At 59.1% G+C, this 25,864-nt stretch carries 22 protein-coding genes; 6 read left to right on the plus strand and 16 right to left on the minus strand.

The features are described from left to right. Positions 1-46: 46 nt before the first annotated feature. Complete coding sequence (locus HK28_RS05370; protein ID WP_086643584.1) at positions 47-1,060, plus strand: SDR family oxidoreductase; 1,014 nt, start codon at positions 47-49, stop codon at positions 1,058-1,060. Positions 1,061-1,236: 176 nt separating this feature from the next. Here HK28_RS05370 and HK28_RS05375 read toward each other — a convergent pair whose 3' ends face one another. Beyond that, positions 1,237-1,878, minus strand: coding sequence for an HD domain-containing protein (locus HK28_RS05375; RefSeq protein WP_086643585.1), 642 nt, complete (start codon positions 1,876-1,878; stop codon positions 1,237-1,239). A gap of 108 nt (positions 1,879-1,986) precedes the next feature. On the opposite strand from HK28_RS05375, the gene HK28_RS05380 reads away from it, so the two are divergent. Beyond that, positions 1,987-2,964: a GlxA family transcriptional regulator gene (locus tag HK28_RS05380; protein ID WP_086643586.1), complete on the plus strand. Its 978-nt coding sequence runs from the start codon at positions 1,987-1,989 to the stop codon at positions 2,962-2,964. 314 nt (positions 2,965-3,278) lie between these two features. After that, complete coding sequence (locus tag HK28_RS05385; RefSeq protein ID WP_086643587.1) at positions 3,279-4,571, plus strand: DEAD/DEAH box helicase; 1,293 nt, start codon at positions 3,279-3,281, stop codon at positions 4,569-4,571. 265 nt (positions 4,572-4,836) lie between these two features. On the opposite strand, the gene HK28_RS05390 is transcribed toward HK28_RS05385, so the two are convergent. From HK28_RS05390 to HK28_RS05460, 14 genes are all read right to left on the minus strand, one after another. Further along, positions 4,837-6,030 (minus strand): serine hydrolase, encoded by a 1,194-nt coding sequence (locus tag HK28_RS05390; protein WP_086643588.1) that lies wholly within the window; start codon positions 6,028-6,030, stop codon positions 4,837-4,839. Positions 6,031-6,070: 40 nt separating this feature from the next. Beyond that, complete coding sequence (gene glnQ / locus HK28_RS05395; protein ID WP_086643589.1) at positions 6,071-6,793, minus strand: glutamine ABC transporter ATP-binding protein GlnQ; 723 nt, start codon at positions 6,791-6,793, stop codon at positions 6,071-6,073. Between the two features lies 1 nt (position 6,794). Next, on the minus strand, positions 6,795-7,451 hold the full coding sequence (glnP, locus tag HK28_RS05400; protein ID WP_086643590.1) for a glutamine ABC transporter permease GlnP: 657 nt from the start codon (positions 7,449-7,451) through the stop codon (positions 6,795-6,797). A 26-nt stretch (positions 7,452-7,477) separates the two neighbouring features. Beyond that, positions 7,478-8,230 carry a transporter substrate-binding domain-containing protein gene (locus HK28_RS05405; RefSeq protein ID WP_086643591.1) on the minus strand — a complete coding sequence of 251 codons (753 nt, stop codon included), beginning with the start codon at positions 8,228-8,230 and terminating at the stop codon, positions 7,478-7,480. Between the two features lie 93 nt (positions 8,231-8,323). Then, positions 8,324-9,211, minus strand: a complete 888-nt coding sequence (locus tag HK28_RS05410; RefSeq protein WP_086643592.1) for a PhzF family phenazine biosynthesis protein — start codon at positions 9,209-9,211, stop codon at positions 8,324-8,326. An 88-nt stretch (positions 9,212-9,299) separates the two neighbouring features. Continuing rightward, positions 9,300-10,028 (minus strand): helix-turn-helix domain-containing protein, encoded by a 729-nt coding sequence (locus tag HK28_RS05415; RefSeq protein WP_158093402.1) that lies wholly within the window; start codon positions 10,026-10,028, stop codon positions 9,300-9,302. Between the two features lie 448 nt (positions 10,029-10,476). After that, positions 10,477-10,752 carry a hypothetical protein gene (locus HK28_RS05420; protein WP_086643594.1) on the minus strand — a complete coding sequence of 92 codons (276 nt, stop codon included), beginning with the start codon at positions 10,750-10,752 and terminating at the stop codon, positions 10,477-10,479. Between the two features lie 329 nt (positions 10,753-11,081). Continuing rightward, the gene (locus tag HK28_RS05425) at positions 11,082-11,570 is read right to left on the minus strand and encodes a peptidylprolyl isomerase (RefSeq protein WP_086643595.1); all 489 of its coding nucleotides are present in this window, start codon (positions 11,568-11,570) and stop codon (positions 11,082-11,084) included. A 163-nt stretch (positions 11,571-11,733) separates the two neighbouring features. Beyond that, positions 11,734-12,243 carry a pantetheine-phosphate adenylyltransferase gene (coaD, locus tag HK28_RS05430; protein WP_086643596.1) on the minus strand — a complete coding sequence of 170 codons (510 nt, stop codon included), beginning with the start codon at positions 12,241-12,243 and terminating at the stop codon, positions 11,734-11,736. Continuing rightward, positions 12,236-15,010, minus strand: coding sequence for a DNA gyrase subunit A (gene gyrA / locus HK28_RS05435; RefSeq protein WP_086643597.1), 2,775 nt, complete (start codon positions 15,008-15,010; stop codon positions 12,236-12,238). The genes coaD and gyrA overlap by 8 nt, the downstream gene beginning before the upstream one ends. A 1,253-nt stretch (positions 15,011-16,263) precedes the next feature. Then, entirely contained in the window at positions 16,264-16,929 is a 666-nt protein-coding gene (locus HK28_RS05445) for a glutathione S-transferase (protein ID WP_086643599.1), read from the minus strand. Between the two features lie 138 nt (positions 16,930-17,067). Next, the gene (locus tag HK28_RS05450; RefSeq protein ID WP_086643600.1) at positions 17,068-17,454 is read right to left on the minus strand and encodes a hypothetical protein; all 387 of its coding nucleotides are present in this window, start codon (positions 17,452-17,454) and stop codon (positions 17,068-17,070) included. A 79-nt stretch (positions 17,455-17,533) separates the two neighbouring features. Next, positions 17,534-18,439, minus strand: coding sequence for a 4-(cytidine 5'-diphospho)-2-C-methyl-D-erythritol kinase (locus tag HK28_RS05455; RefSeq protein WP_086643601.1), 906 nt, complete (start codon positions 18,437-18,439; stop codon positions 17,534-17,536). Between the two features lie 138 nt (positions 18,440-18,577). Further along, on the minus strand, positions 18,578-20,377 hold the full coding sequence (locus HK28_RS05460; RefSeq protein ID WP_086643602.1) for a tetratricopeptide repeat protein: 1,800 nt from the start codon (positions 20,375-20,377) through the stop codon (positions 18,578-18,580). Between the two features lie 130 nt (positions 20,378-20,507). Between HK28_RS05460 and HK28_RS14415 the strand changes: the two genes are divergently transcribed. The 3 genes from HK28_RS14415 to HK28_RS05470 all read left to right on the plus strand — a co-directional run bounded on the left by HK28_RS14415 (position 20,508) and on the right by HK28_RS05470 (position 23,921). Next, positions 20,508-20,636, plus strand: coding sequence for a hypothetical protein (locus HK28_RS14415; RefSeq protein WP_255376457.1), 129 nt, complete (start codon positions 20,508-20,510; stop codon positions 20,634-20,636). Positions 20,637-20,884: 248 nt separating this feature from the next. Then, on the plus strand, positions 20,885-21,778 hold the full coding sequence (locus HK28_RS05465) for a uracil-DNA glycosylase (protein ID WP_086643603.1): 894 nt from the start codon (positions 20,885-20,887) through the stop codon (positions 21,776-21,778). Between the two features lie 184 nt (positions 21,779-21,962). After that, a complete protein-coding gene (locus HK28_RS05470) occupies positions 21,963-23,921 on the plus strand; it encodes a transglycosylase SLT domain-containing protein (RefSeq protein WP_086643604.1) in 1,959 nt (652 codons plus the stop codon). Between the two features lie 473 nt (positions 23,922-24,394). Here HK28_RS05470 and HK28_RS05475 read toward each other — a convergent pair whose 3' ends face one another. Beyond that, on the minus strand, positions 24,395-25,168 hold the full coding sequence (locus tag HK28_RS05475) for an SDR family NAD(P)-dependent oxidoreductase (protein ID WP_086643605.1): 774 nt from the start codon (positions 25,166-25,168) through the stop codon (positions 24,395-24,397). Positions 25,169-25,864 lie beyond the last annotated feature (696 nt).

Consider the following 25,864-nt stretch of genomic DNA (forward strand, 5'->3'; position numbering starts at 1 on the left):
CGTTTCGGACCACATCGGGGCGTTCTGAACGGATCGGGGGCGGACCATGGCGCATCGCATCGCAGTCGTAACCGGAGCAGGCGCGGGCATAGGTCGCGCGACTGCGCGTGCTTTGGGCCGGGCGGGTTTCGACGTCGCTTTGCTGGGACGCAATGAGGAGCGGCTGGCGGCGGCGGCCGAGGAACTGGAGCAGTCCGGCGTGCGGACCGTGCACGTGGCTGTCGATGTCGCCGACGAAGCGGCGCTGGACGCCGCCGCAGAGCAGGTCGAGGAAGAACTTGGCCCGATTTCGATCTGGGTCAATTGCGCCGGCGCCACCGTCGTAGGTCCAGTCGTGGAACTGGATGGCGCCGATATCCGTCGCGCGACGGAGGTCACTTACCTTGGCTCCGTCTATGGCTCCACCGCCGCGCTGCGCCGTATGCGACGGCGTGGGCAGGGCGTGATCGTCAATCTGGCGCTTGGCCCGCGCTTGCGCGGATTGCCGCTGCAGGCGGCGGAGAACGGTGCGCGCAGCGCCGTGGTTGGCTTCTGCGAAAGCCTGCGCGCCGAGATCGCCCATGACGGCGATCGCATCCGTGTGGTGCTTGTCCATCTACCGTCCTTCAATACGCCGCGCTTTGGCTGGACGAAGAACCTGACCGGCAAGCGCCTGCGTCCGCCTGCGCCGATCTTCGAACCGGAAGTGGCCGGAGAGGCCATCTGCCGCGCGGCCTTCCACAGCGGCGAGGATATGTGGGTTGGCCTGCGTGGCCAGATCACGCGCGCGATCGACGCGCTCGCTCCGCGTATCGTTGCGTCCCGTCGTGCTCGCCGGGGTTATGCGGCGCAACTGGAGAAAGCTCCCGCGTCCGACGACGCTCCCGCCAACTTGGATTACAGTGTCGCAGGTGCGCTTTCCGCTTATGGGCCTTTCGATATCGAGACCAAAAAGGCGACGGCGCTGACGCCTGCATTTCTCGGCGCTCCATTGCCGTTGGGTGCGCGCCTGGGGCTGGCGACGCTGGGCGTCGTCAGCGTTCTGGCGGGGGTGTGGGGGTGGCGTAAGTTTAAAGTCTGATAAGCGAAGCGCAGGCTATTCTGGTTAGAAGGTATTTGCGCGCCGCTCGTTTCCGCTGTCGAGTAGCCAGAGTGGGCGGCGTTTCCCCCGGCCTCCTGATGCGCTGCGCGTCAGTGACGGAGGCGCGCAGGACGCGGGGATAGTGTCGGCCTCAAATCAGTCTCCTTCGGTGGCGTTTAGCTGCTCCATTGAGAACAGCGGATGACTGAACAGAAATTGCCGCGATGAAAGTGCGGCTCCTTGTCTGCGATGACGTCCGCTTTGACGTTACCGAATGTAGTGTCGGGCTTGTGTCGAATCCCGTCGTAAAACGCCTGAATGATATCCTCTTTAAAATTCGGGGAGCGTGAAAACGCCGCGACGACGGCCTCGCGTTCGGCTGCGGAATATTGCGCGTAGGTGAGGCCCAGCACGTCCATCTCCACGCCAGCGGTCACAAGCGCCACGACAGGATGCATGTGTTGCGGCACGCCCGGCGTGGTGTGGAGCGCGATCGCCGTCCACACCGTATAGGCGTCTTCCTCGGGAACGCCGTGGCTCCGCAGGAAATCGCGGGCGGCATGGGCTCCATCGACCTCAAACCGTTCGCCTGGGCTGCTGTGGCTCGGCATCAGGCCGATGTCGTGAAACATCGCTCCTGCATAAAGTAATTCGCGGTCGAATTTGATTCCGCGCTTGACGCCCGCCAGCGCGCCGAATTGGTAAACACGGCTGGAATGGTTGAAGAGCAGCTCTGTTTCGGTGTCGCGAATATATTCGGTGATTGCGCGGGCTAACGCACTGTCGGGAATTGCGGCTTCTTGAGTGACGGACGGCATATTTTCCCCCTGCTGGCTGGCCTTGCGCAGACGGTAGGAGTGTCGTGAAATGGCTGCAATTGTTGTAATACGTCGATTTCGGACAATTTAGGGTCAGGGCGGCCACGGATGAAAGTGCGGTCGAAGACAATTGTGGTGGTGGCGTTGCCGGGGGTCCAGCTTCTGGACGTATGCGGCCCGCTGGATGTGTTCGCGGAAGCTAATGCTCAGGTCGGGCGTGAGGAATACCGACTTGTCGTCACCGCGATCGAACCGGGTCAGGTCCGCAGTTCGTCCGGCGTGCGGTTAGTGGCGGACTGTATTATCGGCGACGACGAAGATGAGGCGATCGACACGCTTCTCGTCGCCGGACGCCCAAACGCGGCCGTTTCCCCGGTGGATGACGCTGTTGTCGCATGGTTACGCAGGCGGGCGCCGACGGCGCGGCGATTTGGGTCGGTGTGCAGCGGAGCATTCTTTCTTGCCGCAGCAGGTCTGCTGGACGGCAAACGGGTCACGACTCATTGGGCCGTCGCGGAGGAACTGGTGCGACAGTTTCCAGACGTCATGGTGGATGCGGAGGCGATTCACGTCGCGGACGGGGCCCTTCGGACAGCCGCCGGGGTAACCGCCGGACTGGATCTCGCGTTGTCGCTTGTCGAGGAGGATCTGGGCCACGAGCTAGCGAGGAGGGTGGCAAGCCAACTCGTGATGTTCTTCAAGCGACCGGGCGGGCAGATGCAGTTCAGCCGCAAGGGCGTCGCCGCGTTGCCCGGTCGCTCGGCGTTGCAAGAACTGCAGCGGTGGGTGGCGACCAATCCGGGCTTGAACCACTCAGTCGCGAATCTCGCCAGACGTATGGATCTGAGCACGCGCCATTTCTCGAGGTTGTTTCGCAACGAGGTGGGAGTGACGCCGGCGTCGTGGGTTGAAGACGCTCGCGTGAATGCCGCCCGGCGACGTCTGGAACTGGGACAGGAGACGCCAAAGCAGGTCGCGGCGTCCTGCGGTTTTGCCGATGTCGACACATTGCGCCGGGCGTTCGTCAGGCATGTGGGCGTGTCGCCAGCTGAATATAGAAAGAGGTTTTCGAAATTTGACGCGTGAAAATGGAACTGTATCGAGTGGTCCGGACTTGATGCGTGAAACTCGCACCGAATCACCCACGCTTCGCTGGCTAAATCACTGAGTGTGAGGAAAGGCGACGTTTTGAGCGTGTCACGCACTACTATGCGGCGAGGGGCGCCCGGTACGGATCTCGCTGCGTGGTGAGGGGGAGTTGCTGGCGACGGACCTTCGAGCCGCCGTCTCTCGTCTCCTGCGTTGACGCGCTGCGGCATCGCCCGTAAAAGCCCGCGTTCCGATATCAGCGAAGCCCGAACAGGCGCAGCCTTTTTTGAGCGCCGGAGGCGCCGCTTGCCATGACCATGACATTTGCCGACCTCTCTCTGGCGGAACCCGTGCTCCGCGCGCTGGCGGAGGAGGGCTACGTCAAGCCGACGCCCATCCAGGCTCAGTCGATCCCGATGTTGCTCGAAGGGCGTGATCTGCTCGGCATGGCGCAGACGGGCACTGGCAAGACCGCAGCCTTCGCGCTGCCTTTGCTTCATCGTCTGGCGCAGTCTCCACGCCCGGCGCCAGCAGGCGGCGCGCGCGTGCTCGTCCTCGCGCCCACGCGCGAGCTTGTCTCGCAGATTGCTGACGGCTTCGAGAGCTTTGGCCGCCATCTGGATATCAACGTAACGACGATTTTTGGCGGCGTCAGCCAGTTTCATCAGGTCAATGCGATGAAAGATGGCGTGGACATCATTGTCGCCGCGCCGGGGCGTCTGCTCGACCTGATTGAGCAAGGACTGTGCGATCTGTCGCAGCTTGAAGCTCTGGTTCTGGACGAAGCTGACCAGATGCTCGACATGGGCTTCGCCAAGCCGATAGAGCGCATTGTCGCGACGTTGCCGAAAGATCGTCACACGCTGCTGTTTTCGGCGACGATGCCGAAGTCTATCGCCGCGTTGGCTGAGAGCCTGCTGCGCGACCCGGCGAAGGTCGAGATCGCTCCGCCGTCAACCACAGTGGACCGCATCGAGCAATCCGTCATGTTCCTCGACGCGGCCAACAAGAAAGACGCGCTGCTGACGCTGCTGCGTACGCCGGGGATGGGGCAGGCGGTCGTCTTCACCTTGCAGAAGAACATTGCCAACGAGGTCTGCGCCTTCATCGTAGAAGCAGGCATCACTGCCGAGGCCCTGCACGGCAACAAGTCGCAGGGCCAGCGGGAACGCGCGCTCGACGCCTTTCGTTCCGGAGACGCTCAGGTTCTGGTGGCGACAGACATCGCCGCGCGCGGTATCGACGTCGACACGGTAACGCATGTTTTCAACCACGATCTGCCGAGCCTGCCGGAAAGCTATGTGCACCGCATCGGGCGCACTGGCCGTGCAGGCCGCGCCGGTTTCGCCGTCACGCTGTGCGACGCTGAACAGCGCGCCTGGTTACACGCCGTGGAACGGGAGATTGGCCGCGCTCTGATCGTTCACGAAGACCACGAGTGGCATTCCGAAGATGCGAGAAATTCGACCATGCGTCCGCCTGTGTTGGGTGGTGGGCCGGTGAAGCAAATCAAGCCGCAGAAGACGCGGGAGCGTAAAGTGTGGACCGAAGAAGAGAAGCAGGCGGCCCGGATAGCCGCCGGGAAAGTTGTGGAAAACGCGTAATTGAGTCGGTGGGCGAGGGGAGGACTTCCTCTCACCTGTCCGCGAGCGACATACTGGGCCTTCCCGTTCCAACTGGAAAACGGGATCGTCGCTTCACAAAATAACTAAAATACCAACTCTGTCGCCCCCGGTAGTGAAATCAGTCCGTTATCGGACATCGACGGAACGTGGCGTTCGCTGCAGCGAAGATAGAAAAAATCTCAGTGTACGAGGCTATGGTTTTGGCGTATGCCATTACGAGTAGTAGATAACTAAGCTGAACATATCATGTAAAATTAAAGTTCGATACTTCATTAAATAATTGAAGATTTGTCATTTTCATAAGGGCGTCAACGGGATTGGGTTGCGATGAAAATTTAACAATGACAACCTCCGACTGGGGGTCGACGTAGAGCCATTGCCCATGAATGCCCAGCGTAAAGAATGCTTGGTGAGCATTCCCGCTCTGATACCATTGATTGCGATAAGATCCGCCGGGAAGCCAGTCGGCAAAATTCCCTTCCCTCCAGGCTTGCATGTCTCCCCCTGAAATCGTGTCGGCCACCCATTCTGGCGAAATAACCTGACGACCAAGGGCCTTGCCTCCACACCGCATGGCTTCTCCGATCCTCGCGAGGTCACGCGGGGTCATGGAAATTCCGCCGCCTGCGCGTGGCGTACCCTCTGTATCCACGGTTATTGAACCAGATTGGCGGAGACCGAGCGGGCGCCAGAGACGTGTGGCTGCGAAATCCGCCAGGCGCTCTCCGGATGCCCGCTCCACTACCAGCCCAAGGACATCGGAATTCGGCGAACAATAGTAAAAGGGGCCACCGTGCTCATTGCTTCCTTTCTTTAGCGATGCAAGAAATTCGATCACTGTCTCCTGGGGCGTTCCCTCCATCTGTGGATCGAGGAGGCCCGCCCTTCGATAGCGGGCGAAATCGCCAAGAGAATCGCCGTATTCTTCTGTAAAAGCTACGCTCGTGCGCATATCGAGCACGTGTTGAATGGAGGCGTTTCCAAAAGCGGAACGCTCCAGCTCCGGCACGTATCTCGCTACCGGTGCGTCGCGTTCGATTAACCCGTCGCCGACCAGAAGGCCGACCAAAAGACCTGTGATGGATTTACTTGAAGAAAACATAATATGACGGGTCTGAAGATCGAACTGCGGCGCATGAAATTCGGCTATAAAGCGTCCCGATTTCATGACGACCAAGGCGTCCGTCCAGGTACGGCGCAACACATCGATCAGTGGTTCTGACTCGCCCGCAATTTTAACGTTCTTTTCGATTAACCGATGGGGGCCAACTACGGGCTCTTCTGGCTCCACTGAGTATGATCGAATCTCCGCGGTCGGTATAAATTCCGGGACATGGCAAAACGCCCATACATTCCATGGAGAATTTCTCCAGTTGTGCAAATGGACCTGATTTCTCATGAAACCATAGGCGTTTGCGAACTGATCGCGCTGCGTCATACGAATTGCTCGTTCTGAGGACATTTATGTGGAGCGCCGGTCATTGCACATGCTGCAGGAAATTATGAAATCGCTCGCTAGGCGGCGAGGATAATAAAGCAGTCGGTTCACCGTCATGAATCACGCGACCGTTCTCCATGAAAATGAGGCGTGAGCCGACTTGCCGGGCGAAATGCATCTCATGAGTAACAACCATCATGGTCATCCCTTCCGTCGCAAGTGTTTGCATGACTTTCATGACTTCCTGCCGTAACTCGGGATCCAGGGCTGACGTCGGTTCGTCGAACAGCATCAATTTGGGTTGCACGGCAAGCGCACGGGCAATTGCAACGCGTTGTTGCTGGCCTCCAGATAATTGAGATGGATAATGATTCTTTCTTTCAAAAAGTCCTACTTTTTCTAGCAACGTTTCGGCGGCTTCCTGCGCCTCGAATTTCGAGTGCTTATTGACCTGGATCGGCCCAAACATAACATTTTGCAGTGCCGTAAGGTTGGGAAAGAGATTGAACTGCTGAAAGACCATGCCCGCCTGACGTCTTATCTGGCGTACGTCAGCGGGCGATCCCAGTACACTAATCCCGTTTACCAACAAATCTCCACCGTTGATTTTTTCTAGAGCATTGACGCAGCGGAGCATTGTCGACTTCCCGGAACCGGACGGACCGATGATAACGGCGACTTCCCCCGACTTGACCGAGAGTTCGGTTGGTCGCAGCACCACATGATCACCAAAGCTTTTCGTGGTTTGACGGAATTCAATCATTTCAGGGCAACCTCACCCGCCGTTCCAGCAAACGCAATCCTAACGCAAATGCGCTGATGACCAAAAAGTAAATCGCCGCGACTTCCGACCAAATTTCTACAGAACGAAAATTTTCGGCCATTACCTCCTGACCGCGACGTGTAAGCTCTCCAACTCCTATCACTATAAAAATAGAAGTATCTTTCACAACATTGACGAGTTGATTTCCCATTGCCGGTAAAGAACGTCGAAACGCAAGCGGCGCTATAATATGAGCAAGAACGGCAGGAAAAGAGAGACCCATCGCCAGGCCGGCTTCCTGTATCCCAATCGGAACACTATTAAGAGCTCCGCGTATAATCTCAGCGTTATAAGCTCCAGAATTGATTATGATGGTAATGATGGCGGCGTCTATGGAGCTGATACGAATGCCCGCTATCAACGGTAACGCAAAAAATATGAACATGACCTGGACTACGATAGGCGTTCCTCTGATGAGCGCGACATAAACATGCGCCAGCGCATTGGAGATTCGTCCTCCATACTCCAGTGCAACACCCGCCACGACGCCAAACACGATCCCTCCGGCCAATCCGGAAAGCGCGATCAGAAGCGTCACTTGTAGCCCCTGCATCAAATCTGGAAAGGCAGATATCAGAACCGACCAGTCAAAGTTCATTTTACATTTTCCGTACAAAACTCAGCTTATTCTTCGGTCTGGCCGAACCATTTCTCGTTTAACGCGGAGAGGCGACCATCTTTTTTCATCAACGTCAGTTGCGTGTTCGCCTGTGCCACAAGGGGGCTTCCCTTTGGAAAGCCGATACAGACATCGCGTCCCTCGAGGTCGGGCTTGATTATCCGTACTTTGCCTTTCCCTCCGGTGTGGGCGTAATACATCAATACCGGCGTGTCATACACAACTGCATCCGTGCGCCCGGCCTCAAGGGCCAGTAACGCCTCGGTAACAGAGGGCATTTCAGCAATCGTCGCATTTTTGATGTTTTCTCTGATGTAGGCGATTCCTATTGTGCCGGTCTCTGCGCCAATTATTTTTCCGGCGAGATCCGATGCCGTATGGATCGTCGTATTGTCGATGCGCGTCACGGCGATTAAGCCGCTTTTGTAGTAGGGTTCAGAAAAATCAATTACTTTTCGGCGTGCTGGTTTTACGAAAAGTTGCGAGACGACAACATCGAGGCTTCTCGTCTGCAAAGCTGGAATGAGAACGTCAAACTCCATCGGTTGAATTTTCCAATTCTTTCCGATGCCTGTGGCAATTTCGCTCCATACGTCGATGTCGAACCCTGTGTAGGACCCGTTTTTTCTGAAGCAAAACGGGGGACCTCCGGCATGTGCTCCGACGATCAGGGGAGCGTCATCAGCCCTTGCACCATGCGACGCCACGATAGCGGGTGCGGCCAGCAGACCGAGTCGCAAAATTGAACGTCGATTCATTTTTCACTCGTCCTGAAAGGTAAAAATGAATAATTCCTGTAATCCATATTCGTTTGGTGTCAGGATTGCTCGAATACTGACTTACAGAGAATCTCAGCGTTCGGCAGATGCTTCCACGTGACCTCCCAGCCAGCAGCCGCAAATTTTTTCGTCATCAAGAGTGAAACGAATATCTATTTTGGAGGGCCGGTTCATCGCTCGACCCTGGCGGATTGTGATGAGACGATCGGACGCTTCGACCAGTTGATTCTCCAGCAGCCCAAAGGCCAGAGCCGAAGCTGCAATTCCAGTCGCAGCATCTTCAGGATATCCGGAATTTTTCGGAAATTGTCTGGCGTCGTAAATTTGCCGAGCACGATCATGTGGAGCGTATGGGTATAGCCCCGTCGAATCTATTCTTTCGCACAGACTTTCAATACGCGTGAAATCGGGTTGCAACGCGTCAAGAATGGCCGTGTTTTTCACGGGAACTAAAGTCTTGACCCGACTGGTTGCTGCGTTCTGAATGGGGAACGGCGCTAGGTCATTTTTGGAGATCTGGAGAACATCCAGAATCTCCGCTTCGCTCTCGGCTGGGTTCGGCAATACATCAATTTTGCCAGGAGGCTGCGTAATCTCAAATTGCGCTTCCGCTCCAACGCCCGCGGCAAGGCGTCCACAAACAATGCCGCTCTTCGTCCATATTTTGGCCTCTTGTCGAGGCAATTTTCCGTTTTTGTGCAGCAGCCAGAGCGCGCCGACAGTCACATGGCCGCACATAGCCATTTCGTGATTGGGAACGAAATATCGAATTTCAAAGTCACATTGGGAGTCGGGAGGGGGCGGCAATATGAACCCGCTTTCAAGGCCGAATTCTTTCGTGATGCTCTGCATCTCCACGCCAGACAGGCCGGATGCGTCCATTGCTATGGGCGCGGGGTTGCCACCGCCTTGGCCATCGGTAAATACGTTGACGATTTTCATAGAAATGCCCGACTTCATCGTCACGCCCTATCAGGTGGTTCGTATGGGCAGACAATAAACGGATCTGGAGTTTCTTTGCTTGTCCCGTCGGGCCGTATCTTATGCCCTATCGGGCCTTCGGCGTTCTGATTTCCGATGGAGAGCGGCCAGTGGTCCGGCGCATGGTCCGGGCCAGGGCGCCGCCGCTTTCAAAACCTACGCGAAGCGCTATCTCGCCGATCGACAGATCCGTGCCGGTTAAAAGTGTTTTAGCTTGCTTTAATCTTGCTCCTTGCTGATACGCTCCTATTGATACGCCACTTTTTTCTCGAAACAGGCGTGTGAGGTGGCGGCGGGAAATCCCGAAACGTTGCCCCATTTCATCCAGAGGAAGGCTCCGGTCTGCATGATTTGCGATATATGACTTGAGATCAGCGACCAAAGCCGCCCCGTGATCGTGGCGAGCCGCATCAGGCATCGCCAGGCCTGTCATGACATCGGATATGCACTGCACCAGAAGCGCGGAGGCGATATCCAGACGAAGTGCTGATCCGCCGTATGTTCCCAGATCCTTGCGCATGGCGAGGTCTTGTAGAGCGCGCAGGGCGGCGCTGCGCTGGATGAGAATCGGTTTGTCCGCACGGCGATAAAATTCCTGCAAAGAACCCATACGGGCGTCGACCTTGCGTAGCGCGTCTTCAGTAACGTACAGCGCTATATGGTGGTGAGACGCCAGCGCCGCTCGGGTCTGATGGCCGCGTCTGGAGGGGACTACCGCAAAGCATTCCTGAGACAACCAGGCGCCTTTGGAGCGACCTTCATGCTTCAGCTCAATAGCTCCTTGACTGGGGAGCATGAACATCACGCAATCGTGCCAATGCCACGGTTTCGCGTAATCGCCCGAACTACTCAATGCTGCGAGTGTTTGATCGGCGGCGATTAAATTTTGTCTGTTCTGAGGACAGCTAACCGCTTCAAATGACCGCAGCATGACGTTCCCCCATGAGGTTCACTGCAGATTAGCGATAACCTTGATACGTTTTCAAGAAATGTGATGGGATGCTTCTGCAACGCTTCATCCAGTGGAGGCGCCGTGCCTAGGGTATGTTGCAGGTCAATGTGCAAATTTCGTGGGCAGATATTTCTTGGAAAACCAAGACGCCATCATGAGGTGAAGACGAAATAGACTACATGATGTTTGGCATTTATCTGGAAATTTTTAATTTTTCGGTAATTGTGAAAGATAATATGTAGTATTTCTGTGATATTTATTGAAAATCCTATTGTGTGCGTGGAGTCGACTTTTAATTCCACTCTTTCCTAAGCGCCCGATAAAGTGGGATAGCCGCTACAAGCGCAATCAGAGAAACCAGCAGCAAAAACAGAACGCCGGAAATGTGTTCGGCATTTTCCGTGCCTTGCATGCCAATGGAAGTCTGGAATGCTTTAAACCACGGGCTCATGCACATATTATAGATAATGCGCGTGACGAATGCGGTCCTGATCAGCGCGTTGGTTGCCAGAAGCGCGATGGTCAGAGCGGCGCAGATCGATAAAGCTGCCGGTACGATTTTTCTCATACTTCGATATCTCGTGGCGTGGTTCTGTTTCAACGAAAACATAGAAAGTTCGCGCGCCAAGCATACTTTAACGCGAGGGGGTGTCGCGCGCTTTAGTTACGCCGAACGCCGGCTTCTGAAAGCCGGGTTCGATCGAGTGTCGGTATTTTGTCGGTCATTTTTTGTAGAAAAGGAAAAAACCCAAAAATCTGATGTGTATTTAGGTATTTGGGAGAATTTTTCCCAATAAATAAATATTTACGGACCGACCAAATCTGTGGTTTTACTTCTGCTTGTTGCACGTTGGCTTCTGGCGTGAAAGCATCACATCAGAAGCCAACGGCGAGAAATCAGGCCTCAACCGAAGCGGGACGCATCTTCACGATACGGTCAGGATCGGTCACGACGCCGCCGCCGCCTGAACCGCGCTTGATCTTGTCCACCAGTTCCATGCCCTCCGTCACCTGCCCGACGATCGTGTACTGCCCGTCGAGGTGCGGGGAGGGCTCAAACATGATGAAGAACTGGCTGTTGGCGCTGTTCGGGTCCTGCGTGCGGGCCATGCCGACCGTGCCGCGCTCGAACTTCGCGGCGCGCGTGAACTCGGCCTTCAGATCCGGCAACTTGCTGCCGCCGCTGCCGGTGCCTGTCGGGTCACCGCCCTGCGCCATGAAGCCGGAGATGACGCGATGGAACGCAACGTTGTCGTAGAACCCTTCCGCAGACAGCGTGCGCAGGCGCTCGGCCGCCAGGGGCGCGATGTCGGCGCGAAGCTGGATGACCACGCGGCCGGAAGTCAGGTCCAGGTTGAGCAGGTCGCTCTTGTCGATCTCGGACATGCGTAAATCCTTTGGTCAGGCCGGCTGTGAAGCTGGCTGGTGAGCCGACCCCTTTACGCCCGGACGGGCAGGGATCGACGAACGCCTCCCCTTACGACGCCCTCAGGCAAACGTAAAATCATGGGGGGTTTCGTGATTGGAAACTGGCGCCGGAACGCCGCGGTCAACGCCCCAGTTGCGCCTTGATACGCCGCGCGGCGCCCTCGGGCGCGAAGTCGGAGATATCGCCGCCGTAAAAGGCGATGTCGCGCACGAGGCTGGAGGAAATGGACTGCGTACGCTCGGACGCCATCAGGAAAACTGTCTCGATCTCCGGCGCCAGCTTGCGGTTGGCGCCCTGCATCTGGATTTCATAGTCGAAATCGCTCAGCAGCCGCAGCCCGCGAAAGATCAGCGAAGCGTTATAATCCCGCACCGCATGAACGAGCAGCTTGTCGAACCCGACCACCTCGATCTCCGAGTCAGTCTCCTGAATCAGGCGAGGAAGCTCATCGTTGATGCAGGCAATGCGCTCATCGCTCGACAGAAGCGGCTTCTTCCCGGCGTTCGTCGCCACGCCGATGACCAGTCGGTCAACGAGCCGCGCGGCGCGCTCGATCACGTCCAGATGTCCGAACGTAACCGGGTCGAACGTGCCAGGGTAGAACCCGATCCGTGGCGACGATTTAGGCATTTTCCGTTCCGCTTTCCTCGTCCGGAGCGACGTCCCCGCCCTCCGAGTCATCTTCCAGAACGGGGAACACGCTGGTGACGACCTCGGTTCCGTCGAGACGCAGAACTGTCACGCCACTTGCCTGACGCGACATGATCCGCACCTGATCCACTGGCACGCGGATCAGGCGACCGGCGTTGGTGACCAGCATGACGTCAGTGCCCGGGAGAACCGGCAGTGTCGCCACGACCTCGGATCCGCGCTTGCTGGACGAGAAGGTCATGTTGGAGATGCCCTGCCCGGCGCGGCCGCTCACGCGGTAGTCGTAAGCGGAGGAGCGACGACCGAAACCGCCGTCGCTGACCGTCAGCAGGATTTCCTCGCCCGCCTCAAGCTCGGCGAAACGCTCGGGCGATAGGCTGGCGCCGGCCGTCGCGACCTCGTCCTCGGCCTCAGGCACCACAGCGTCTTCGGCTTCGTCCTCGCCCACCGCATTTTCCGCGCGACGCTTCGCCGCCGCAGCGCGGAGATAAAGCTGACGCTCCTCAACCGTGGCGTCGACGTGGTTGAGCACGCAGAGGCTGTTCACCTCGTCGCCCTCAGCCAGCTTGATGCCGCGCACGCCCGAAGAATCACGGCCAGCAAAGACGCGCAGCGTCTCGTCGGTGATCTGGAAGCGGATGCAGCGCGCCTTGCGGGTGGCGAGGAACACGTCCTGACCTTCGCGGCAGGTCGCGACGCCGATCAGGCGATCGCCCTCGTCCAGCTTCATGGCGATCAGGCCGGAAGCGCGGATGTTGCGGAAATCGCTCAGACGGTTGCGGCGAACGCCGCCACTGGCCGTGCCGAACACGAGGTGCAGGGACTCCCACAGCTCCTCATCCTGCGGCAGAGGCAGGACCGCCGTGATCGAGTCGTCGCCCAGATCAGGCAGCAGATTGACCAGCGCGCGGCCCTTGGCGGTGGGGCTGGCTTCGGGCAGGCGCCACACCTTCTCCCGGTAGGCCTTGCCGCCGGAGGAGAAGAACAGCACCCATTGATGCGTGTGCGCGTTGAACGAGCGGACCACGATGTCGTCGCCGCGTCGTCCGGCCGCCGTGCGCCCGCGTCCGCCGCGGTTCTGCGCGCGGAACACGTCGAGCGGCGTGCGCTTGATGAAACCGTCGCGGGTGATGGTGACGACCATCAGCCCCGGCTCGATCAGGCTTTCGTCTGTCTGGTCGCCTTCGTAATCGGTGATCTCGGTCATACGCGGCGTCGCGATTTCGGCGCGCGCGATGAGAATTTCCTCACGCATTACTTCCATGCGGCGGATGTGGCTGCCGATGATCGCCAGAAGCTCGTTGATCTTGATGGCGACTTCGGACAGTTCGTTCTGGATCTTCTCGCGCTCAAGCCCGGTCAGGCGTTGCAGGCGCAGTTCCAGAATGCCGCGCGCCTGCGCTTCGGTCAGGCGCACCTTGCCGTCGACGACGACGTTGCCTTCGTCGTGGATCAGCGCGAGCAGCGGCTCGACCTCGGCCGCTTCCCACTCCGCCGCCATCAGGGATTCGCGCGCCGTCGCCGCGTCGGGCGCCGCGCGGATCAGCTTGATGACCGCGTCGATATTGGCGACGGCGATGACGAGGCCGACGAGGATATGGCCGCGATCGCGCGCCTTTGCGAGATCGAAGCGGGCGCGGCGGAGGATGACTTCTTCACGGAAAGCGATGAACGCCGACAGCACCTCGCGCAGGCCCATCAACTGCGGCTGGCCGCCGTTGAGGGCCAGCATGTTCACGCCGAACGAAGTCTGAAGCTGCGTGAAGCGGTAGAGCTGGTTGAGCACGACTTCCGGCGTGGCTTCGCGCTTGATCTCGATGACAACGCGCATGCCCGAGCGGTCGGATTCGTCGCGAATGTCAGAAATGCCCTCGACCTGCTTCGAGCGCACGAGTTCCGCGATGCGCTCCTGCAACGTGGCCTTGTTGACCTGATACGGAATCTCCGTGACCACGATCGCCTTGCGGTCCTTGCGGATCTCCTCGACCTCGGCCTTGGCGCGGATGATGACGGAGCCGCGTCCGGTGGCGAAGGCGTTGCGGATGCCGGAACGCCCGAGAATAAGGCCGCCCGTCGGGAAGTCCGGCCCCGGCATGATCTTCATCAGCTCTTCGAGTGTGATGTCCGGGTTCTCGATCATCGCCAAAGTGGCGTCGATGACCTCGCCGGGATTATGCGTCGGGATATTCGTCGCCATGCCGACCGCGATGCCCGTGGCGCCATTGATCAGCAGGTTGGGAAAGGAAGCCGGGAGAACCTTGGGCTCGTGTTCGGATTCGTCGTAGTTCGGCTGGAAATCGACGGTGTCGCGATCAATGTCGTCGAGCAGGAAGGAAGCCGCCTTGGCCAGACGCGCTTCGGTGTAACGCATGGCCGCCGGGCTGTCGCCGTCAACCGAACCGAAATTGCCCTGCCCGTCGATCAGCTTGACGCGCATCGACCAGTGCTGGGCCATACGGACCATGGCGTCATAGATCGAGGCGTCGCCATGCGGGTGATATTTACCCATGACGTCGCCGACGGCGCGGGCCGATTTACGGTAGGGCTTGTCGGCGGTGAAGCCGCTTTCGCGCATGGCGTAGAGGATGCGGCGGTGAACCGGCTTCAGGCCGTCGCGCACGTCCGGCAGGGCGCGGCTGACAATGACCGACATCGCGTAGGCGAGGTAGGAGGAGCGCATTTCCTCCTCGATCGTCACCGGAACGAGGTCCGAGGGCGGAATGGGCTGGTCGGGGGCGTCGGTCAAAGCGTTTCCGTCATGTCGTGGGCCGCGCAGCCCCCGGTGGAGGCAGGCGCGACAAATCTATTACAAAGCGGCGGCACCCTAGCATATGCGAATCAGGGCGGTAAGGCGTGGCGCGCCCGGAGTTCGTCGCAGCGGTTCCGGGGCTCTCTCGGCACGGTAGATGGAACGTCCTTGCGCTCTGTCTCAAGCTGCGGGCTGTCTGACCTCCCGCCCTTTTCCTCGAAACGCGTAGATCGAGGCGGGCCTGTTATTTGCGGCCCGACGGCTCTGAAGTGAAGCGCTTCAATAGATCAGATTTTTTGGTTCACTTTATAAAGGAAGGGCGGGGCTCGAACTGTGCATCGTGCGATGGCGGGCCCCGCACGCGGCCATACTGGTGGGATCACCGCCCGCGCGTTCAGCAGGCCCAGTCGCTCGCTGGCGTCTTTGGCGCGATCCGACGAAATGCCCAAGGTTCGGAAAACTTACGATAATACCAGTTTTCATGGCAAAATTTGGCATCCAGCCTCTTTGGTGGGGGCCACAAAAAGAACGTCGTTTACGAAAATGTGTTCGCTCAGCTATCCAGATGTCTGAAATCTGACCATAAAACCTGAATCACCTGCGATGTTTGTATAGTTCTTTTTTCATGATCGACGTGAAAGATTCTAAAAATCCTCTTTGCCTCGCCAGAGGTGTCGGGATGATCGTTTGATAGTTCTTGTTAACGAGGCTTGAGATAGAATTTTTAAAGTCACACCGTTAATACTTATTTATATCAGATTAAAAAATGTCAAAATGTGAATGTTTCATGAAATATACAAATAAAATCAACAATATGTAAAAAAATATAAATATAGAAATTGAAATTATTATTCTAAATTTGACGTTGTATTTTTCATAAAAACGGAATTTTTTTAGAAAAAAAGCAATAAATATGTTTATAATAACAACTGAAATAAAAACAAATAATTCAATATTTCTGATCATTATTAACATTATCCGGTTCGTTAATGATAGGATTCATCAGAAAATACGATTAATTCAATAATAAATATTGTATTTATTGTCATTTTATTAATATCTATATTGTTATGGGCCGTCTCCTCGTCATTTTTCCTTTCCAAACGACGGTTCTGACCAATTTCAGGACCCGATGCTGCAACCCCGGTCATAATAACGAGGTAAAAGCAGGCTACCTGCGAATTCGGCGGATGTCTCCAGCAAGACATGGAAAGCGCCCGATTCAACCTAACGCGGGCAACGTGTCTCGCCTATTCCGCGTAGGCGTAAGCGCCACCGCGCTCCAGCGCCCGACGATAGGCCGGTCGGCTGTGGATACGGTCGAGAAACGCCGCCACGAACGGCGTCTTTGGCCCCGCCGCCGCGCGCGACGTTGCGGCTTCCAGAGGGAAGCTCATCTGTATGTCGGCGGCGCTGAACTGCTCTCCCGCGAACCATGGGCTACGGGACAGCGAGTCTTCCCAGAAACCCATATGAAGTCGAATTTGCGGATCAATGAAGCTTCGGCTCGTCTTGTCCGCGATCATCCTGACCAGCGGTTTTACAAGAAAAGAAGAGCGTCCAGGAAGCATCGAGAAGACCAGCTTCAGAAGCAACGGCGTCATCGCGGAGCCTTCTGCGTAATACATCCAGTATGTGTAGCTGAGCTTTTCGGCTGTCCCTTCCGGGGGGACCAGACGTCCACCGCCATATGTCGTCACGAGATAGTCGATGATGGCGCCGCTCTCAGCGACGGTTCTGTCACCGTCCTGAATCACGGGCGCCTTGCCGAGTGGATGAATCTTCCTCAGTTCCGGCGGCGCCAACAGAGACCCCTGCCGTTTGTAGACCCTCAATTCGTATGAAACGTCCAGCTCCTCCAGAAGCCACAGGATGCGCTGCGAGCGTGAGTTCTCAAGGTGATGGACGATAATCATCTATACTGGCTCCATCCTGACCGCAGGTTTCCGGGCGGCGCAGGACTATACGTGAACGCGCCAGAGCGGCTGGAGGTGTGTAGAGAAATTTGCATTCTGGACAGTCACCAGGCGTCGGTCCGTGCGGGCGTCGTCCGTTCAGTTAGCGCGTTTGGCGGCGGCCCTGACGTCGAGGTGAAGCTGTTTGTGCAATTGCAGGCCATGCGCCAGTCGCTCCGTGTCTTTTGGGAGCAGCGTGAAGCCCAGTGGCCCGTAAGCCGGATGTTGGAAAGCCAGAATCGAACCGCCGGATTCGACATCCGGCTGCACCGCCCAGCTTGTGCGCCGCACTGGCGTAAACTTTGCGCCCTCGATGCTGGGAGTCACATCGCCGCCCAGCGTCTGGTTCACCGCGCCCAGCGCCGTGATGAGGCTGGCCAGTTGCGCGCGGGACAGATTGAGTGAGAACGAAGCCTCGTCCGCCGTGAAGGCGACGGTTGCGTGGGTGCGGTCATCCGATACGGCGATGTGAACTTGTGGTTCCATACTGCTCACCCCTGTTGCGCGCTAAACGCGGCACTCTTTCACGAAGACGTGCGCCTGCGCCATAGGTTGCGTCCGATTTTCAGGCTGCCGGCCGGCTTTCGGAAGTTTTCTGGCGTCCGGCAAGGCCGCCCGCCCAGACCCACCACGATCGCGCCGGAGTAAGAGCGCTCAATTGCGCAGCCGCACGCCGCGCCGCCTCCGGCGTGTCGAAGATCCCAAAGCATGTCGCGCCTGAACCGCTCATACGCGACAGCAGGCAGCCGGGGAGTGCGTCAATCGCGGCGAGCACCTCGCGGATTGTCGGGCATAGCGCGCAGGCGGCCGTTTCCAGATCGTTATGCAGGCGCGACAGATCAGTCGCCATTTCTGCCGCATTCGCCCATGCGGCGGGCAATGCCGGGGCGTCGGAGAAACCGCCATCGCGCGCGCGAAATACTGCGGGCGTCGAGACGCCGAGCCCGCAATTCACCAGAATCATGCCGCAATCAGGGAGCGCGGGCGCGGGATCAAGGCGCTCGCCAACGCCGCCCATTCGCGCGGAGCGCTGCGCGAGGCAGACCGGCACGTCTGCGCCAAGTTTTTCCGCCAGTTCGAACAGGCGCTCTTCAGGCACGGCAACGTCCCAAGCCCGCTGAAGCAGTCGCAGCGCCGCCGCCGCGTCGGCCGAGCCGCCGCCGATTCCCGACGCCACGGGCAACGCTTTTTCCAGAGTCAAAGCGCCTGTCGGCGCGCGTCCGGCTTCCTCAGCCAGCAGGCGTGCAGCGCGCATGACGAGGTTGTCGTCGGTTGCGCCTGTCGAAAGCCCAGCGCCGAACGGACCACCAACAGACAAGGAGAGCGCGCCGGCGTCGGGTGAGAGCGACAGCGTGTCGGCTGCTCCGGCGAACACGGCAAGGCTGTCCAGCAGGTGATAGCCGTCGTCCCTGCGGCCGGTCACGTGCAGGTAGAGGTTGATTTTCGCGTGCGCGGTTTCGGTCAGGATCAAGAACTTAAGTCCGTTCTGGCGCCCGGGACGGGGCGCGCGGCGAGGGAGGGCGTCCGCCCCGTGCGTCGGTCACCGGGCTGCGCCGGATCGAGGCCTACTCTAGCCCGAATGACGCTTTCATTCAAAAGCGGACGATGGTTAGCCGCCGTTGGTCGCTGTCGAAGACGCGACAGGCGAAGCAGGCGCGCCCGCGTCGCTGAGCGCCTTGCGGATCCGTTGCAGGTCATCGGGTTCGGGCTTCAGGCCCAGAGCCACGTTCCACTGATCGATCGCTTCCGCCTTGCGGCCCAGACGCCAGTAAGCGACGCCAAGATGGTAGTTCACCTCCGGGTCGAGCGGCGTTTGCTCAGCCGCATGTTCCAGCAGCGCCGCCCCCTCCTGCGTCTGGTGGTTTTCGAGAAGCGCCCAGCCGAGGCTGTCCCGGATCGCCGCGTCATCGGGGTCGAGCGACGCTGCGCGTTGCAGCATCGAGATCGCTTCGTCCTTGTGAAGACCGCGCTGCACCCACCCGTAGCCCAGGAAATTCAGTATCAGCGGCTCGTCCGGCATCAGCTTGCGCGCCTCTTGGAGGTCTGCTTCGGCGCGAGCCCAGTTCCCGGCGCGCTCATAGGCGGCGGCCCGTCCGAACAGCAACGTCCAGTCTGCGAGATGCGCGGCCTTTGCCGAGGCGATGGCGCGGTCATAGGCGGCCGCCGATCCGGCCCAGTCTTTCTGTTCGAACAGAAGCATAGCCAGTGCGCGACAGATCAGGATTTGCCCGGGCTGGCCTTTCTCCAGATCCTCAAGTTCGCGGCGGGCGTCGACGGGATCGCCAAGCGCGTCCTGCAACAGCGCCGTGCGGTAACGCGCCACCCGGATCAGCGGATCGGTCGCCTCCACGCCGCGCAGGACCTGCAATGCGATATCCTTGTGATCGCTGTTCTCCTCCACTTCGGACAGCATCAGGCGTGCGACGGAAAGGTGAGGATCGAGCGACAACGCCATGCCCAACATCATGCCTGCCGCTGCGTCGATCTGTTTTTCCGCGTCGGCCTGACCGACATGGGCGGCCTGCTGGCGCAACACGTAAGCCCCCATCACGTAGGCGTAGGCGGCGCCCTCGGGGATGGTCGTCACGGGCGGAGCTGTGATGGCTTCCTGAAGATCTGCGCTGGCGAGGGCGAGCGGCGTGGGAGAGTCCGTCAGGCGACGCAGAAGCGCGCGTCCTTCCAGCCCGTGCCCGTCCTGCCAGAGCAGGTTGGCGCGCGCGCGGGCCAGCAGGAGATCGTCGCCTGTCGTTTGCGTCGTCGCCTGTCGGAACAGTTGTGTCGCGTGGGCTTTGTCGCCAGCGACGGAGGCAATGAGGCCCGCATGGATGACATAGAACGGGGTCATCGGCGAGGCGGCGCGCTCCGGCCCTGTCAGCAATTGGATCGCTGCGTCTGTCTTGCCTGCTCCGGCGAGGCTCCACGCATGGAGAAACGGTTCGAGTAGCCGTGTAAGTGCGTCTTTCGGCATCGTCGCGAAGGTTTCGGCTGCGGCGCGCCAGTCCAGCTTAAGGATTGCGCTGTTCCCCAGCACGAAGGCGGTGACGATCGTCCGCTCCTCGGGGTGTCCGGACATCGCGCGCGCTAGGGCCGGCGCGTCAGCCGTTCCCGCGAGAGCGCTCTGGATAAACGCCTGACGCGTCAAGGCTGCATCGCGCGGATCGACGGCGAGCGCTGCGGCGAAGCGCCGTGCGGCTTCCGCGTGATCGTCCTGTCGCGCCGCTTGCAGGGCGACGAGGTAGTCGGACGAGTCGACAGGGGAGAGAGTGGTGGCTCCGGACGGAGGCGCAGCTGGCGCAGTGTGGGCCGGAGGGCGATGGACGTCCGCCGCGTATGCTGAAATATTCGCGCCGAGTCCGCCCCACAGGATCGGCGTCAGGAGAGCGAGGAGCGGGGCCGGACGAGAGGGCATGGCGTTCTTGTACTCTTGTATTAAAGACTGAAGCGTCAGGGCACCGGGAGAAGAGGCGTCGCGTGGTATTGCGCCTTATGGTCTTAAGGCATTGTGTTCGGGACGTCAGGGCAGTCGGAAGATTCTCTTCATGGCTCTGTGGTCGCACGTCGTCACCGTCTTTTCGGGGCGCCCGGATTGGCAGGCGCGGTCCGCCACGCCGCTCTCGCACTGTAATATGAAGGCGGGATCGAAGGCGTTCGAAGCAGCCGGGTCGTAAGGAAGGGCGAAATGGGCCGGGCGGACAGCATCTGAGCAAGGGGATCTGGCGATGGCGGGAATCTCCAGGCTGCGGCCCGCGTGGCGGGATTTCGTCAATACGTGTAACCCGACGAAGGGGTTGCGCCAAATCATGATGCGACCGCGGCAGGAGGTGGCTATGGGGCGTCGGAACGGCAGCATGGCGGCTCAGTGCGACCGTTCATCAGCTTTGACTGAAACGCCTGATCGAACCATGTGGAGCGTTTGATGGAACGCGAAATTGCCCAAGCTCCGTCGCGTGGAGACATCGCAGCGCTGATGCGCATGCAGATCGAGTGGGGGGTCGATGCAATCCTCGACGATGCACCGCATGATCGTTTCGCGGACTCGGCGCGTAACACCGTCAAACCCCCAGCGGAGGCTGCTGAGGCGAGGGCTTCGGCTGTGTCGGGTGGCGCCGGGCAGGCAGGGCGTCACCCTGCTATCGGGGCGCAGGCGACGGTCGCCTCTGCCGGGCCATCGGCGCGCAGTGTGGCGGCGACTGGCGCCGAACCCGCCCTCCCGGATGTAGCCACGTTGCTCGGACTCTCAACAGTCGAGGCGCTGGCGGCCGCGATAGAGAGCTTCGACGGATGCACGTTGCGGACGACCGCAACCCACACCGTGTTGCCCCGCGGGCCGGTCGGCGCGCGCCTGATGGTGATCGGCGATGCGCCCGATGCGGACGAGGATCGCAGCGGGGCGCCGTTTTCGGGAGCGTCCGGCGCCCTGTTCGACCGGATGCTGTCGAGCATCGGCCTATGTCGGGAAGAGATGGCGTTGGTTCCGTCGATTCCATGGCGCCCGCCGGGTGGCCGTCCGCCTTCGCGTGCAGAGAGCCTGGCATGCCGTCCACTGCTGCTGCGAGCGATCGGCCTCTACCAACCCGAACGTCTGCTGTTGTGCGGTGGGCTCGCGACCCGGATGATTCTGGGTGAGGACGCGAACCCAGGCAGGTTGCGGGGGCGGTGGAGAATGAGCGGATGGGGCGAGGAATGGGGACCAGAACGCCCTGCGTTACCGATCCGACACCCGCTCCAGTTGCGCGTCGGTTCTTCCGCTCGTCGAGAGATATGGAACGATTTACTGTTGTTGTCTGTTACTCTTGATGAACTGCGGTGAAATAAAGGCGCCGTCGCCAAATATTTGTTTAAATATGTCAGGAATACGATTTTTATCATTGCTCGTTGTGATCGAAGTAATATCCTGAATTCAATGCTTTAGACGTGGATACGTGAGCCGTATTGGTGAGTGGATCAGCGAAAGCTTGCCTTTGTGATCGGGAACTTATAAACCCCGCCGGACTATGCGAGTCATCGGACAGTTCTCCCAAAATGTAGCCGTGCGCGTTCTGCTCGCGGGCGCAGCCTTGTTGACCGGAGCGTCAGCCACAGCGAGGGCTTCCGCCCCCGGCTCGGGCGGCGGCGATGGTGCGGCTGACGCCGAAAGCGGGGCGCGGCTCGCACGTTCCGGCGAACAGTATGCCATGGCGATCCCCCGTTTCGCGGCGCACGGCGGCGACGATGCCGTAGCGCTCCCACGGCCGCTTTCTTCCGACATTGCGACATTGGTCCGGTCGATATTTCGGCTCCAGCGGCAGGGCGCATTTCCCGATGCGCTCGCGGCCACGACCCGGCTGACCGACTCGACACTGCTCGGCGACATACTGGCCGAGCGCTATCTCAATCCCGCGTATCACCCCACGGCTCTGGAACTGAGGCAGTGGCTCCACGCCAATGTCGACATGGCGGACGCTCCGGCAGTCTTTGCGCGCCTGTCCTCTATGCCGGATCACGGCGCCCTGCCGTCTCAACCGTCATCAGTGATGCTGGGCGGCGTCGGCGGCGTGAATCGTGACGATCCTTTCGACCGGGCCTTCAGCCGCAATCCGCTGCTGGACCGGACTGTGGCGGAGCGTGCGACGCAGGGCGTCAAGGGCGCCCGCAGCGCTATTCACCTGATCTCGATAACACCCGGAATGACTGCACCATATGCCGCCCAGCTGGGCGGTGAGGTCGCGCAGGTCCTTCTGAGCCAGGGGCATGGCGCCGAGGCGCTGGAGACGGCGACCGACGCATTCGTCCGCGGCGACGGAAAAGTAGGCTTCCCGGCCTATGTCGCCGGTCTTGCGGCCTGGGCGCTTGACCGTAAGGCTGACGCCGCACCCTTCTTCGAAACCGCCTCGCGGACGCCGCTTGCGACGCCGGAGCTGAAATCGGCCGCCGCGTTCTGGGCGGCCCGCACGCATCGCGAACTCGGCGAAGACAGCGCATTCCGTCCATGGCTGCAACGCGCCCTGACGGCGCCGAACAGCCTGTACGGCCTGCTTGCGCGCCGAATGCTCGATCGCGCGCCGCGTCATTCGTCCGGCGGTGGCGTGACGAACGCCACGCTGGAAACCCCCGTGGACGACGTTCCGGTGCGGCCTGTGTTGACCGAAATCGACGTGGAGGCCGTCGCCGCTACCCCGATCGGCAAGCGCGTCTTTGCGTTGTTGCAGGTGGGCGAGCAGGAACGCGCGGAGAATGCCTTCCGTCGCTACTGGACGAATGTGCAGCACGATACGGCTCTGGCGCGCTCCATGCAGCTGGTGGCCGAGGCGGCTGGGCTGAACGACCTCGCGCTCGAGATGGAGGACTCCATCCAGAGCCTGACGCAGGCCGCCGATCAGGAGGCGCCCAATCTGCCCTTGCCGTCGCTGCATCCTCGGCATGGGTTCACGGTCGATCCCGCGCTCGTCTACGCGCTGACCCGTCTGGAATCGAATTTCAAGCCTGGCGCGGTATCCGGTGCCGGAGCGCATGGGCTGATGCAGTTGCAGCCGGTGACGGCCGGGTTTGTCACAGGCGACGCCGCGCGCTTCACTGCGGCCCCGGAAGCGTTGCACGATCCGGGGCTGAACCTTGAGATCGGGCAGACCTATGTTCGCTACCTTGCCCATCTGACGGCTTCAAGCGCTGCGGCTTCACCGGACGGCGGGGACCTGATTCGCCTGCTGGCCAGTTACAACGCAGGTCCTGGCGCGATTGGGCGCTGGGAGGCGGCGAGCGGCGCTGCTGCCGATCCTCTCCTTTACATGGAGCGCCTGCCCAATCCGGAGACCCGGGTCTACGTGTCGCGGGCGCTGTCGTATCTCTGGATTTACGCTGAGCGTATGAGCCTGCCAACGCCTTCGCTAGAGGCTCTGGTGCGTGGCGAGTGGCCTGCGTTTGCGGCCGAGCAGACGCTCGCCACGACGCGGGGCCGCTCGCATCTGATTCACTGATCAGGCGACTTCTCGTCGATCAAGGGTTGCCCTGACCCCGTCTAGCATGTACAAGCCGCCCCGTTGGTGAGAGCCGGTAGCTCAGTCGGTAGAGCATTCGACTTTCAATGGGAGCGCGGTCGGGAAACCGGTCGTGGAACAGGCCTTAAATTCGGTGAACGCTCTGGCTCACGCCGTGCCGATACCGAGCCAAGCAAGTCGGTTACGACTTGAAGGTGTAGAGACTTGACAGGGCCCGCCTAAAGACCTCGGTCCATGGCGAAGATAAAGTCCAGACCACGAACCTTTACGGGCGGCGAAAGCCGAAGTGGTACGTAATCGAATGGTCGAGGGTTCGAGTCCCTCCCGGCTCACCAATATCCCCCCAAAACTGGTTGCTTTCTGATTTCGGCCGAAAACGTATCTAGCTCTCACTTCGCGCGCCGGTTCCATCAGCTATCTCCGGGCGCGTGGCCAATAATTTTAAAAGCCTCCTAGATCGACGCCAGATATCCACCATCGACAGGCAGGCACTGCCCGGTGATATAGGACGCCGCGTCGGAGGACAGGAAAACCGCCGCCCCGACAAGGTCGTCGACCGCGCCAAAACGTCCGAGGGGAATCTTTGCCTGCATCGATTCGACCCACGTCGAATTTTCGTAAAACTCTTTCGTCATGTCTGTGTGAAAATAACCGGGAGCGATCGCGTTGACCCGAATGCCGAGAGGCGCCCATTCGGCGGCCAGAGCGCGGGTCATTCCCAGTATTCCTGATTTGGACGACCCGTAGGGCGTCGCCGTGGGCACGCCGACATAAGAGGTCAGGGAGGCCAGATTGATGATCGCGCCGCGTTTGCGCCCGGCCATGCGAGTGGCGGCGGCCTGCGCGACGAAAAATGCTCCTTTCAGGTTGGTGTCGATAATTTTGTCCCAGAGTTCTTCTTCGATATCGAGAGAGGGGCAAACGTCTTCAACGCCTGCGTTGTTGATCAGTACGTCGATGTGGCCGATGGCTGCGAACGCTGACCGAATGCCCGCTACGTTCGTCTGATCGAGCGCGATCTGTTCGACCGAACCCCCCAATGCTGAAATTTCAAAGGCGGTTTCGGCAAGTGAATCGATTTTGCGAGCTGCGATGATGACGTGGCATTCCGCCTGGGCGAAGCCCAGCGCGAGCGCCCGGCCAATTCCGCGGCTGGCGCCCGTGATCAGGACGCAACGGTCTTTCAGAGAAAACCGTTGCCACAGCAAAGACTCGTCGCGATTCATTGTTTACCCTTGATGGCTGGCTTCCGCTCTCGTCTCAGTATACGAGCATGGGCACGCTGCTCTGCTCAAGCTTTGTGATCGTGGGTGAGGTTATGATAGCCTGGCTCCTGACATCTTCGACTTCAGCGTGATTTGTTGGTCGCACACGGCGCCTCGCTCTAAAACGGCTTGTCCCCTGCTGTATGGGGGGGCGTCGATACAATGAACGCAGTCTGGTGTTGTAAGCGAGAGCATCTTTGGCAGTTCCATACAGGGGGATTCCAATATGAGAAATACCATTTTTTATTGAAATAACTGGAATTTTTTTACCGTCGCCGATTAGAAATTTATCGGTTGAATGTAAAATTATTCAATAACGTACAAGCAGTGTTTTGTTGTGTATCGATGTATTCTTCTTGAATTGAACATCGTTCGACAATGAATAATAACCATTGTATTCTTTTTTCGTTTTAGGGTCATATGGTTATATTTCGATTATGAAATGCTATTTTGAATAATTTTTTTCGAAGCCTTTCCATGAAAAAAACTAGATGGCTTCGTCGATCAGGAGTCTTTCATTCCGAAACCGTGACATCTATCGTTCAGCCGATGACAGGCCGCAAGTAACGGATAATCGCCTGAAGCGAAAGGATGTGTGCGTCCATGCCCTGACACCTGAAGCCCATCCACCGATCCGCATGACTGCGGTTCAGGACT

The sequence above is a fragment of the Acetobacter sp. DsW_063 genome, assembly GCF_002153745.1.
Lineage (GTDB): Bacteria > Pseudomonadota > Alphaproteobacteria > Acetobacterales > Acetobacteraceae > Acetobacter.